We start from the raw sequence: 11,959 nt of genomic DNA on the forward strand, positions 1-11,959 counted from the left end.
GCGTTGCCGAGTTGCTGCTCAGCACCCAGCAGATCATCGCCCGGACCTTCATGACCCTGGAGTTTTACCTGTTCGCCGGATTCCTGTTCTTCGTCATCAACTACGGCATCGAGTTACTCGGCCGGCACATTGAAAAGCGGGTGGCTTTGCCATGACTCAGACTCAAACCAATGCACAAAACGGCCAATCCCTGCTGGACATTCGCGGCCTGCACAAGCGTTACGACCAGCTTGAAGTGCTCAAGGGCGTCGACCTGAGCATGCAGCGCGGCAACGTGGTAACGCTGATCGGTTCCAGCGGCTCGGGCAAGACCACGCTGCTGCGCTGCGTGAACATGCTCGAAGAGTTCCAGGGCGGGCAGATCCTGCTCGACGGTGAATCCATCGGTTATGACGAGGTCAACGGCAAACGCATTCGCCACCCGGAAAAAGTCATTGCCCGCCATCGCGCCATGACCGGCATGGCGTTCCAGCAGTTCAACCTGTTTCCGCACCTGACTGCATTGCAGAACGTCACCCTGGGTCTGCTCAAGGTCAAGAAACTGCACAAGGACGAGGCCGTGGCCCTGGCCGAGAAATGGCTGGAGCGTGTTGGCCTGCTGGAACGTCGTGATCACTTCCCCGGTCAGTTGTCTGGCGGTCAGCAACAGCGCGTGGCGATTGCTCGCGCAATCGCCATGAACCCGAGCCTGATGTTGTTCGACGAAGTGACCTCGGCCCTGGACCCGGAACTGGTCGGCGAAGTGCTGAGCGTGATCAAGGGCCTGGCCGAAGACGGCATGACCATGCTGCTGGTGACCCACGAAATGCGCTTCGCCTTCGAGGTTTCGGACAAGATCGTTTTCATGAATCAGGGGCGTATCGAAGAGCAGGGGCCGCCCAAGGACCTGTTCGAGCGCCCGCAATCGCCACGACTGGCGGAATTTCTCAAAAGCACTCGCTTTTAACGTCATTTTCAAAGCAGGAGAAACACCCATGAGCATTACTCGTTACGGCACCGGCAGCACCGCCGCTGGCGGTCAGCCTCGCCCTTTCGCCCGCGCCGTTGAAGCCGATGGCTGGCTGCACGTTTCCGGGCAGGTGCCGGCGGTGGACGGCGAGATCATTGTCGGTGGCATCGTCGAGCAGACCCACCAGACCATGAAAAACCTGATCGCGATTCTCGAAGAGGCAGGTTTCGGCCTGGAAGACGTGGTGCGTGCTGGCGTGTGGCTGGAGGATCCGCGGGATTTCACGAGTTTCAACAAGGTCTTCTCCGAGTACTTCAAACCCGAACACGCCCCGGCGCGGGCCTGTGTGCAGGCGAACATGATGGTCGACTGCAAGGTGGAGATCGACTGTATTGCTTACAAGAAAAAGGCTTGATCGGCGGTTGCTCTTGTAGGAGCTGCCGAAGGCTGCGATCTTCTGGCGTTTTTTGATGGGTGCTGCCAAGGCAAGATCAAAAGATCGCAGCCTGCGGCAGCTCCTACGGGCGACTTTGAATGGGGACCACTGAAATGACCGAAGACACCATCAAGCGCCGGGCACGCGGTCTGGACCGGGCATTCGATATCCTCGATTTCCTCAAGGAGATCGGCCAGCCCCTGCGCCCGAACGACATTGCCAACGGCATCGGCAGCCCCAAATCCACGGTCTACGAACTGGTGGCCTCGCTGCTGGAACGGCGGATCCTGGAGCCGGTGGGCAAGGACGGTCATGTCTACCTCGGTCGTCAGTTGTACTTTCTCGGCCAGGCCCACTTGCGCCATTTCGACCTGACCCGCGAGGCCGATCACGCCCTGCAGGAAATCGTCAGCCAGACCCATGAAACGGCGCAGATGTGTCTGCTCAACGGGCGCAAATACACCGTTGCGCTGATGAAGGAGGGGGAACGGCATTTCCGCATTTCCTCGGACATTGGCGAAAACGCACCCATCCCCTGGACCGCCTCCGGGCGGCTGTTGCTGGCGCACCTGAGCGACCAGGCAATCGTCGACCTGATCGACCACGACGACTTCATCCTGCCTGACGGCGAACGCTTGCCTCTGGAGCAGTTTCTCAAGGAAATCCGTCAGGCCGGGATCGATGGTTTCTTTTCTTTCGATAGCGTCGCCGACACCTTTACTCATTGCTTCGCCGCCCCGGTCAAAGACCCTGGCGGCGTGGCCATCGCGACCCTGTGCATCGTCGCTCCACGAGCCGATGCCAAGAAAAACTACAATGACTACCGCCGGGTGCTGATCGACAGCGCCAACAGCCTGGCCCGTCGCATCAACGAATAACAGCGGCTGCCTGCAGCCGCGTGAACTAGGAGTTCGACCATGTCTTCTGCCCCCCATACTGCCAACGTGGACAAAGGCGCTGCCCCGATCGGCGCCAGCCTGGTGCGTGACGTCAGCCTGCCCGCGCTGGTACTGCACCGCGAGGCGCTGGAACACAACATTCGCTGGATGCAGGACTTCGTCAGCAACAGCGGTGCGGAACTGGCGCCCCACGGCAAGACCAGCATGACCCCGGCGCTGTTCCGTCGCCAACTGGACGCCGGTGCCTGGGGCATCACCCTGGCCAGCGCCACGCAAACCCGTGCCGCCTACGCCCATGGCGTGCGCCGGGTGTTGATGGCCAACCAGTTGGTCGGCATGCCGAACATGGCGCTGATCGCCGACCTGCTGGCCGACCCGACGTTCGATTTCTATTGCATGGTCGATCATCCGGACAACGTCGCCGACCTCGGCGCCTATTTCGCCTCCCGCGGCGTGCGCCTGAACGTCATGATTGAATACGGCGTAGTCGGAGGTCGTTGCGGTTGCCGCAGCGAGCAGGAAGTGCTCGATCTGGCCAAGGCCATCGCCGCGCAACCGGCCCTGGCCCTGACCGGGATCGAAGGCTACGAAGGCGTGATCCATGGTGATCACGCCGTGACCGGTATCCGCGATTTCGCCGCGTCACTGGTGCGCTTGGCGGTGCAGTTGCAGGACAGCGGCGCCTTCGCCATTGCCAAGCCGATCATCACCGCGTCGGGCTCGGCCTGGTATGACCTGATTGCCGAATCCTTCGAAGCGCAGAACGCCGGTGGACGTTTCCTCAGCGTGCTGCGTCCTGGCAGTTACGTGGCTCACGACCATGGCATCTACAAGGAGGCGCAGTGCTGCGTACTCGACCGTCGCAGCGATCTGCACGAAGGCCTGCGTCCGGCGCTGGAAGTGTGGGCGCACGTGCAGTCATTGCCGGAGCCGGGGTTTGCGGTGATTGCCCTGGGCAAGCGCGACGTGGCCTACGACGCCGGCTTGCCGGTGCCGTTGTTGCGGTACAAGGCGGGTGTGGTGCCGGCCAAAGGCGATGACGTGAGTGCGTGCAAGGTGACCGCGGTGATGGATCAGCATGCGTTCATGACCGTGGCGCCAGGGGTTGGTCTGCGGGTGGGCGACATCATTTCGTTCGGCACATCGCACCCGTGCCTGACGTTCGACAAGTGGCGTATCGGCTGTCTGGTGGACGAGCAACTGAACGTCATCGAGACCATGGAAACCTGTTTCTAAAGTTTGAGACCGAGTTGCGGTCATCGTCGGATCGCCGCCCGGAGCAAGCTCGCTCCCACAGGGTTTTGTGTACACCGAAGATCCAATGTGGGAGCGAGCTTGCTCGCGATGAGGCCCGACCAGACAACACCGAAACACCAGAGACCCCACAACAATGAACACCATCAACACCCTCGGCCCCAACACTCCACGCATCGCCCTGATAGGCGAATGCATGATCGAGTTGCAGCATCGCGCCGACGGCAGCCTGCAACAGAGCTTCGGTGGCGACACCTTGAACACGGCGGTGTACCTGTCCCGGGAACTGGGAGAGAACGGCACCGTGGATTACGTCACCGCCTTGGGCGATGACAGTTTCAGCGACGCGATGTGCCAGAGTTGGGCCGCGGAAAACATCGGGCTCGGCATGGTTCAGCGCCTGCCGGGACGTCTGCCGGGTTTGTATTGCATACAGACTGACGCCGCCGGTGAGCGACGCTTTCTGTACTGGCGCAACGAAGCGGCGGTACGCGATTGCTTCACCACCCCGGCCGCCGCGCCGATCCTTGCGGCGCTGCCGGATTACGACGTGCTGTACTTCAGCGGCATCACCCTGGCGGTACTCGGCGTGCAAGGCCGGGAAAAGTTGCTGAACACCCTGATCGAAGCCCACCAGTGCGATGCGCGAATTGTGTTCGACAACAACTACCGGCCACGGCTGTGGGCGTCGGTCGAGGACGCCCGGGCGGCGTATCGCCGTGTGCTGCCGCATGTCGACCTGGCGTTGCTGACAGTGGATGACGAAGAGGCGTTGTTCGGTTACTCCGATTGTGAGGCGGTGTTCGCTGCGTATGAGCAGATGGGTACGCCGGAGGTGGTGCTCAAGCGCGGCGCCGAAGCGTGCCTGATTCGTTGTGATGGCGAGTCATTCGAGGTGCCGGCGCAGAAGGTAGCGCGGGTGGTGGACACCACGGCGGCGGGGGATTCGTTCAGTGCCGCGTATCTGGCTTCGCGGCTCAAGGGCGGCAGCCCTTCGCAAGCTGCCGAGGCCGGGCATCGGTTGGCGAGCCGGGTGATTCAGGTACCAGGGGCGCTGATCCCACGGTAAGCGGTGAATGGCCGCTGGCTGCGCCATCGGATCGCGAGCAAGCTCGCTCCCACAATTGATTTGTGCCCGGCGCAGAACCCCTGTGGGAGCGAGCTTGCTCGTGATGGGGGCCGAAAGCCAACAGCATCAATCCCGGTAAAACACCTGCACCAGGTGATACCCGAACTTGCTCTTGATCGGCCCATGCACCACCCGCAGCGGTTTTTTGAAGATTACCGCATCGATCACGCCGACCATCTGCCCCGGGCGTACTTCACCGAGGTCACCGCCGCGCTTGCCCGAGGGGCAGGTCGAGTACTTCTTGGCCAGGACATCGAACGCTTCACCCTTGGCGATGCGTTGTTTGAGCTGCTCGGCTTCTTCCGAGGTTTTCACCAGAATATGGCGGGCTTGAGCTTTCATGTGGCGGTTACCTTGCAACGGTGGTGGCTATGTGGGTGGCAGCGGGGGCGCGCGATTATGCCTCAACTCAGTTTGGTTGACCGATCATCGTGCGAATCTTGTTGGCCAGCAGGTCGATGGAAAACGGTTTGGCCACCATGTCCATGCCTTCTTCGAGGAAGCCCTGGCGTTCGGCGGCGATTTCCGCGTAACCGGTCATGAACAGTACTTTCAGTTCGGGGCGGTGCTGGCGGGCGATTTCTGCCAGTTGCCGGCCGTTCATGCCTGGCAACCCGACGTCGRTCACCAACAGGTCCAGCCGCAGGTCTGACTCCAGCACCGGCAGGGCACTCTTGGCATCTTCGGCTTCATGGGCGCGGTAGCCGAGCTCCTTGAGCAGGTCCAGTACCAGCATGCGCACCGCCGCATCGTCCTCTACCAGCATCACGGTTTCGCCGGCAATCGCCGCCGGTGCCTCGCCGCCGACGGGCGACAGGACTTTTTCCGACTCGGCCGAATGCAGACGCGGCAGGTACAAGCGCACGCTGGTGCCCCGTTCAGGCAGGCTGAACAGACTGACGTGGCCCCCCGATTGTTGGGCGAAACCGTAAATCATCGACAAGCCCAAGCCGGTGCCCTGGCCAATGGGCTTGGTGGTGAAGAACGGGTCGAATGCCTTGGCCAGCACCAAGGGCGTCATGCCGGTGCCGTTGTCGCTGACGGTAATCATCACGTAGTCGCCGGGCTTGAGTGGTTCCAGGGTCGTGATGTCGCTGCCGTCGAGGTACACATTGGCGGTTTCGATCTGCAGCACGCCGCCATCCGGCATGGCGTCCCGGGCGTTGATCACCAGGTTGAGCAAGGCGTTTTCCAACTGACTGACATCCGTGCTGATCCACCAGATGTTTTCGGCCAGTTGCAGTTTGAGTTCGATGTGGTCGCCCTTGGTTCGACTGAACAAGTCTTCGAGCGAGTGAACCAACTCGTTGGGGTTCAGCGGCTTGCGGTTGAGCGACTGTCGCCGGGAGAACGCCAGCAAGCGATGGGTGAGGGCGGCGGCACGGTTGGCCGAGGACACTGCCGCCTCGGTGAATCGGCCGATCTCGCTGGCACGGCCGTCGGCGATGTAGCGCTGCATCAGGTCGAGGCTGCCGATGATGCCAGTGAGCATGTTGTTGAAGTCATGGGCGATGCCGCCGGTAAGCTGGCCGACCGCATCCATTTTCTGGGCATGGCGCAAGGCGTCTTCGGCACGCTCACGTTCGAACATCTCGTTCTGCAGGCGCTCGTTGGCCTCGGCCAGTTGGCGGGTGCGGGCGGCAACCCGTTCCTCAAGGGTTTCGTTCAGGTTGCGCAGGGCTTCTTCGGTCTTTTTGCTTTCGGTTTCATCGATCACGAAGATGTAGAAACCGTTTACCGCGCCGTCTGCGCCGTGGCGTGGCAGGTAATTCATCAAGGCCTGGCGGATGCTGCCGTCGCGGTGTGGCGTGCTGATGCTGAAACAGCAGGGCCGGCCGGACAGCGCCTCAGTGATGTACGGGGCGCGCAGTGCATAGGCTTCTTCGCCGATCACTTCAAGAATGGTTCGCCCGTAAAGTTCTTGCGGCGTCAGCCCGTACCAGTCGAGGTACGCCGCATTGTTCAGGCGAAAGCGTTCTTCGCGGTCAACGTAACTGATCAGGACCGGCATGGCGTTGATGATCAGTTGCAGCTCGGTCTGGCTCTGGCGCAGGGCCTGTTCGGTGTGTTTACGTTCGGTCAGGTCCAGGGCGGCGCCGAGGAAGCGCATCGGCCGGCCGTGGTGATCCTTGTAGCAGCGACCGCGGGCAAACACCCAACGCATCTGGCCGTCGGTTTGGAGCAGGCGATACTCCTCGGCGTACTCAGTGCCGTGGGTGATGCAATGCTTGATGCTGCGGGCGATCAGGGCGCGGTCTTGCGGGTGTACGCCGTGCAGGTACTCGCTGATCGGCAACTGGCTGGCCATGGCCGGGTCGATCCCGTGCAGTTGGGCAAAATGCGCATCGGCGATGAAACGGTCCTCGCTGATGTCCCAGTCCCAGGTGCCGACCGCATCGGTGGCGGCGAGGGCCAGTTGCAGGCGCTCCTCGGTTTCACGCTGGGCCTTGAGGCTGGCCGCCGAGCGCTGTTCGAGTTCGAGGGCGATGCGCCGGCGTTCGTTGGTTTCGATGGCGGTGACCAGGATCCCGGCCACCTTGGCACTTTCGTCACGGATCGGGCTGTAGGTCAGGTCGAGCCAGAAGTCGGATTCCCGGTCCCCGCGTTGCAGGGTAAAGCGCTGCTCGCTGTAGGTTCGCACCTGACCTTGCAGGACGGCGCTGTATATCGGGTCGGTAAAGTCTTGCAACTCTGGCCAGATCAGGTGTGTCGGTTGGCCGAAAGCGTGTGGATGTTTGCTTCCGGCGAGCAGGGCAAAGCCGTCGTTGTAGATCTGTGTCAGCTGCGGGCCCCATAGCAACAGCATCGGCATTGGCGAGTGGATGACGATGTCCACGGCGGTTCGCAGGCTTTGTGGCCATTTACTGGCCGCGCCCAGCGGGCTGCTTGCCCAGTCGATTCGGGCGATCAAGGCCTGGGCATCGCTGGCGGTTGGTGTTGCGTTCATTCGGGAGTCCTGCACATGAGTCGCTTTGGCTGGCCTCTATTCTTGCACAGGTGGTCGATTGTGGAGGACCCGTCAGGGTGAGCGGTAGGCGACACAGTACCCTGTGGGAGCGAGCTTGCTCGCGATGGCGTCGGGTCAATTTGCATTGATGTCAACGGACACTCCGCTATCGCGAGCAAGCTCGCTCCCACAGGTATCCCATTTCAATCCATCAGTTCGGGCCGGTCACGAAATTGTTCCAGCGCCTCGGGATTGGCCAGCGCATCAGTGTTCTTCACTTTCTGCCCGTGCACCACATTGCGTACTGCCAACTCAACGACTTTGCCGCTGATGGTCCGGGGAATGTCAGTCACCGCGACAATCTTGGCCGGCACATGACGCGGCGTGGTGTTGGCGCGAATCGTCTGGCGGATCTGCTGTTGCAGCGCCTCGTCCAGTTCGAGCCCGTCGTGCAAGCGTACGAACAGCACCACCCGCACGTCATCCTGCCACTGCTGACCGATGGCCACGCTGTCGAGTACCTGGGGGACTTTCTCCACCTGACGATAGATTTCCGCCGTGCCGATGCGCACGCCGCCGGGGTTGAGCACGGCATCGGAGCGACCGTGGATCATCATCCCGCCATGGGGCAGTTGTTCGGCGTAATCACCTTGGGCCCAGACGCCGGGGAACAGGCTGAAATAGGATTGGCGCAGTTTCTCGCCATCGGGATCGTTCCAAAGGCCAATGGGCATTGCCGGGAAATGCCGGGTGCAGACCAGCTCACCTTTTTCGCCGATTACCGGGTGGCCTTCGTCGTTCCACACTTCGACGGCCATGCCCAGGCTCTTGCCCATGATCTCGCCACGCCTGACCTGCGACATCGGGTTGCCGTTGACGAAGCACGAGACGATGTCGGTGCCACCGGACATCGAGGCCAGACACACGTCAGCCTTGAAGTCGCGATAGACGAAGTCGTAACTCTGCGGTGACAGCGCCGAGCCGGTGCATAGCAGCATCTTGAGGCTGCTCAGATCATGGCTTTCACGGGGCTTGATACCGCTGCTTTCCAGGGTCGCGAGGTATTTGGGGCTGGTGCCAAAGACACTGATGCGTTCGTCGTCGATCAGGTCGATCAGGCACTGCGGCTCGGGGTGGAACGGCGAGCCGTCGTACAGCACCACGGAGCTGCCTGTCGCCAGCGCCGACACCAGCCAGTTCCACATCATCCAGCCGCAGGTGGTGTAGTAGAACAGCCGTTCACCGGGGCCGAGATCACCATGCAGGCCGTGTTCCTTGACGTGTTGCAGCAACACGCCGCCGGTGCTGTGGATGATGCATTTGGGTACGCCGGTGGTGCCGCTGGAGTAGAGGATGTACAGCGGATGGGCGAAGGGCACGGGGACGAAATCCGGCTCGCCGCCGGGCGTGTAGAAATCGTCCCACAACGTCACATTGGCCTGGGTGCGGAATTCTTCTATGTGCGCGTGTGGCCGGGCGTAAGGCACGATGATCAACTGTTGCAGCGAAGGCAGACGCTGGAGAATCTCGTTGACCTTGGCGGTTTGGTCGATTTCCTTGCCGGCGTAGCGATAACCGGCGCAGGTCACCAGCACTTTCGGTTCGATCTGGCCGAAACGGTCAACCACCCCTTGGGTGCCGAAGTCCGGCGAAGAGCAGGACCAGATGGCGCCAAGGCTGGTGGTGGCGAGCATGGCCACCAGGGTTTGCCAGGTGTTGGGCATGCACGCGGCGACCCGGTCGCCAACCCTGACGCCGGCTGCTATCAGCCCGTTTTGAAAGCCGGCGACATGTTCCGCGAGTTCGGCCCAGGTCAAATGTTCACGCAGACCGTTTTCGCCAACGGCTACCACGGCGATCGCATCATCGCGTCGCTGTAGCAGGTGTTCGGCAAAGTTCAGCGTTGCGCCGGGGAACCATTGGGCGCTGGGCATCTGCAGGCCTTCGAGCAGCACCGCGTCAGGTTGCTCGTGGAAGCGGATGTCGAAGAAGTCGACGATGGCCTGCCAGAAGTCCGGGCGTTGCTCGATGGACCATTGGTGCAGGGCAGGGTAGTCGTCGATCTTGAGGTGATGCCGCTGATTGATGAAACGCCGGAAGGCCTCCATGCGGGTCTTGCCAATGCGTTTGGCGTCAGGTTGCCAGAGGATGTCGGACATGGTTTGCCTCTTCTTATGCCTTTAGATCCATTCGCGGGCAAGCCCGCTCCCACAGGTTTTGCTTTTTTGCTGGAAATCAGTTCAACACAAAATCCACCGGCTCCAGCTGTGGCGGCAACTCTGTCACACCCAGGGCCGCCAGTACATCACGCTCGATGTTGCGCACGATGGCGTCGGTGGGCAGGTCGTTTTCGTCGCGGCCGAAGGGGTCTTCCAGTTCATCGGCAATCGCATCCAGGCCGAAAAAGGTGTAGCTGACAATCGCGGTGAAAATCGGTGTCAGCCAACCCAGGGGTTCGGCCATGGCAAACGGCAAGAGGATGCAGAACAGGTAAATGGTGCGGTGCAGCAACAGGGTGTAGGGGAACGGCAGCGGGGTGTTCTTGATTCGTTCACAGACGGCCTGGGCATGGGTCAGGCTGGTCAGGTGGTTGGCCATGAGCGTGTAGCGCCAGTCGTTGATCGCCCCTGACTCGTTGAGTGCCGAGCACTGCTGACCGACCTGCATCAGTATCTGCCCGCTGACGTCCGTGGTGTTGCCCTTGGGCATCGGCTGCAGCCAGTCGCCACTGGCGGCCAGTTCGTTTTCCTGGCGCAGCCGCGCGTTGAGGGCATGGGCAAAGCCACACAGGTTGCTGAGGACCGTGTGTCGCTCATCCGTGTCTTTGATAGCCAGGGTTTCACGAATCATCGAGCGGACTTCCACGATCACATCGCCCCACGCCTTGCGCGCTTCATACCAGCGGTCGTAGCAGGCGTTGTTGCGAAAGCTCATGAAGATCGACAACGACAAACCCAGCAGCGTGAAGGGCGTGGCGCTGACCTTGGAAAAGTAGCTGGGGTGCAAGGTTTCGATGAGCACGATGGCCGAGGCGAGCAGCGTCACCATCAGGCTGCGCCAGGCGATGCGTTTGGCAATCGAACCCTTGAGGGACGTCAGCACGCCGATCAGGTTGGGTTTGGGTCTTACGATCATGGGTTTCAGCCGCCCGTCATGTTCATGAAGCGAATGACCTGAACATCGTCGTTCACTTCGAAGTTGTGTCGATAAGGCTTGAGTTTCATCGCCTCGATAATGGCTTTTTCCAGGCGCTCGGGCTGTCCGGGGTGGCTGCGCAAGACCGCCTTGAGATCCACGGCGTGCTCATTGCCCAGGCACAGCAGCAGACGTCCTTCCACGGTCAGTCGCACCCGGTTGCAGGTGCCACAAAAGTTGTGGCTGTGGGGGGAGATGAACCCCAGGCGAATCTGCGGCGCCTCGGCCAGGCGCCAGTAGCGCGACGGACCCTGGGTCGACTCGGCGGAATCAATCAAAGTGTAGCGTTCGCCGATGCGTTCACGGACCTGGGCACTGGAGAAAAACGCTTCGGCGCGGCTGTGCTCGTGGATGGTGCCCAGCGGCATTTCCTCGATAAAGGAAATGTCGAGGTTGCGGTCGATGGCGAAGCTCACCAGATCATTGATCTCATGGTCGTTGCGGCCCTTCATCACCACGCAATTGAGCTTGGTATTGCGAAATCCAGCCTGGTTGGCCGCGTCGATGCCCTTGATCACCTGCGCCAGATCACCGGTGCGGGTGAGTTCGCGAAAACGTTGCGGGTCCAGGCAATCGAGGCTGATGTTGAGGCGCTTGACCCCGGCTTCGAACAACGGCTCGGCCAGTCTGGCCAACTGCGAACCATTGGTGGTCATGCACAGTTCACGCAGGCCGGGCAGGGCGGCGATCCTCTCGCACAGTTGCACCACGCCCGGACGGATCAGCGGCTCGCCCCCGGTCAGGCGGATCTTGCGGGTGCCCAGTGCGACGAAGCTTTGTGCCAGCTGATAAATCTCTTCCAGGGTCAGCACCCGTTGGCGGGGCAGAAACTGCATGTCCTCGGCCATGCAATACACGCAACGGAAATCGCAGCGGTCGGTGACCGACATCCGCAGATAGTCCACGCGCCGGGAGTAGCCATCGATCAAGACTCGTTCTGACATGACACCCTCGCTTGGCGCTTTTTTGTATGAAATTTCCGTCATTGACGGACTTGTTGAGCGCAGGCTAAGAGCAACTTTAATGGGCGTCCAATCACTATTAATGACCGGCTGATCGACTGGGTCGATGATCAACTTTATTTCGTGAATAAAAGAGCTTTAAGTGATTTCAAGTAATTGAAAAACAAGGATAAAAACCGTGATAGAGG

At 61.0% G+C, this 11,959-nt stretch carries 10 protein-coding genes and 1 pseudogene; 6 read left to right on the forward strand and 5 right to left on the reverse strand.

Annotated features, from left to right (window positions below; all coding sequences use genetic code 11):
• From AC1DVH_RS19655 to AC1DVH_RS19680, 6 genes and pseudogenes are all read left to right on the forward strand, one after another.
• Positions 1 to 155: pseudogene (locus AC1DVH_RS19655) on the forward strand (amino acid ABC transporter permease); the annotation flags it as partial.
• Positions 152 to 946, forward strand: coding sequence for an amino acid ABC transporter ATP-binding protein (locus tag AC1DVH_RS19660; protein ID WP_477755209.1), 795 nt, complete (start codon positions 152 to 154; stop codon positions 944 to 946). The pseudogene AC1DVH_RS19655 and the gene AC1DVH_RS19660, both read left to right, overlap by 4 nt.
• Positions 947 to 974: 28 nt before the next feature.
• Positions 975 to 1,364 carry a RidA family protein gene (locus tag AC1DVH_RS19665; protein ID WP_477755210.1) on the forward strand — a complete coding sequence of 130 codons (390 nt, stop codon included), beginning with the start codon at positions 975 to 977 and terminating at the stop codon, positions 1,362 to 1,364.
• Positions 1,365 to 1,498: 134 nt separating this feature from the next.
• Positions 1,499 to 2,263: an IclR family transcriptional regulator gene (locus AC1DVH_RS19670; RefSeq protein ID WP_108217296.1), complete on the forward strand. Its 765-nt coding sequence runs from the start codon at positions 1,499 to 1,501 to the stop codon at positions 2,261 to 2,263.
• 39 nt (positions 2,264 to 2,302) lie between these two features.
• Positions 2,303 to 3,520, forward strand: coding sequence for an amino acid deaminase (locus AC1DVH_RS19675; protein WP_477755211.1), 1,218 nt, complete (start codon positions 2,303 to 2,305; stop codon positions 3,518 to 3,520).
• A 154-nt stretch (positions 3,521 to 3,674) separates the two neighbouring features.
• On the forward strand, positions 3,675 to 4,607 hold the full coding sequence (locus AC1DVH_RS19680) for a sugar kinase (RefSeq protein ID WP_477755212.1): 933 nt from the start codon (positions 3,675 to 3,677) through the stop codon (positions 4,605 to 4,607).
• A gap of 126 nt (positions 4,608 to 4,733) precedes the next feature.
• Here AC1DVH_RS19680 and AC1DVH_RS19685 read toward each other — a convergent pair whose 3' ends face one another.
• From AC1DVH_RS19685 to moaA, 5 genes are all read right to left on the reverse strand, one after another.
• Entirely contained in the window at positions 4,734 to 5,009 is a 276-nt protein-coding gene (locus tag AC1DVH_RS19685; RefSeq protein WP_007898282.1) for a peptidylprolyl isomerase, read from the reverse strand.
• Between the two features lie 67 nt (positions 5,010 to 5,076).
• Positions 5,077 to 7,614 (reverse strand): PAS domain-containing hybrid sensor histidine kinase/response regulator, encoded by a 2,538-nt coding sequence (locus AC1DVH_RS19690; protein WP_477755213.1) that lies wholly within the window; start codon positions 7,612 to 7,614, stop codon positions 5,077 to 5,079.
• A 203-nt stretch (positions 7,615 to 7,817) separates the two neighbouring features.
• Entirely contained in the window at positions 7,818 to 9,773 is a 1,956-nt protein-coding gene (locus AC1DVH_RS19695) for an acetoacetate--CoA ligase (RefSeq protein WP_477755214.1), read from the reverse strand.
• Between the two features lie 76 nt (positions 9,774 to 9,849).
• The gene (locus AC1DVH_RS19700) at positions 9,850 to 10,749 is read right to left on the reverse strand and encodes a bestrophin family protein (RefSeq protein WP_477755215.1); all 900 of its coding nucleotides are present in this window, start codon (positions 10,747 to 10,749) and stop codon (positions 9,850 to 9,852) included.
• Positions 10,750 to 10,754: 5 nt separating this feature from the next.
• A complete protein-coding gene (gene moaA / locus AC1DVH_RS19705) occupies positions 10,755 to 11,753 on the reverse strand; it encodes a GTP 3',8-cyclase MoaA (protein WP_477755216.1) in 999 nt (332 codons plus the stop codon).
• Positions 11,754 to 11,959 lie beyond the last annotated feature (206 nt).

It is taken from the genome of Pseudomonas sp. P4_C3 (genome assembly GCF_056402075.1).

What these genes read in the sequence shown, in the direction of transcription:
- AC1DVH_RS19660 (WP_477755209.1), top strand. Translation starts at nt 152, where the DNA reads ATGACTCAGACTCAAACCAATGCACAAAACGGCCAATCCCTGCTGGAC.
- AC1DVH_RS19665 (WP_477755210.1), top strand. Translation starts at nt 975, where the DNA reads ATGAGCATTACTCGTTACGGCACCGGCAGCACCGCCGCTGGCGGTCAG.
- AC1DVH_RS19670 (WP_108217296.1), top strand. Translation starts at nt 1,499, where the DNA reads ATGACCGAAGACACCATCAAGCGCCGGGCACGCGGTCTGGACCGGGCA.
- AC1DVH_RS19675 (WP_477755211.1), top strand. Translation starts at nt 2,303, where the DNA reads ATGTCTTCTGCCCCCCATACTGCCAACGTGGACAAAGGCGCTGCCCCG.
- AC1DVH_RS19680 (WP_477755212.1), top strand. Translation starts at nt 3,675, where the DNA reads ATGAACACCATCAACACCCTCGGCCCCAACACTCCACGCATCGCCCTG.
- AC1DVH_RS19685 (WP_007898282.1), bottom strand. Translation starts at nt 5,009, where the DNA reads ATGAAAGCTCAAGCCCGCCATATTCTGGTGAAAACCTCGGAAGAAGCC.
- AC1DVH_RS19695 (WP_477755214.1), bottom strand. Translation starts at nt 9,773, where the DNA reads ATGTCCGACATCCTCTGGCAACCTGACGCCAAACGCATTGGCAAGACC.
- AC1DVH_RS19700 (WP_477755215.1), bottom strand. Translation starts at nt 10,749, where the DNA reads ATGATCGTAAGACCCAAACCCAACCTGATCGGCGTGCTGACGTCCCTC.
- moaA (WP_477755216.1), bottom strand. Translation starts at nt 11,753, where the DNA reads ATGTCAGAACGAGTCTTGATCGATGGCTACTCCCGGCGCGTGGACTAT.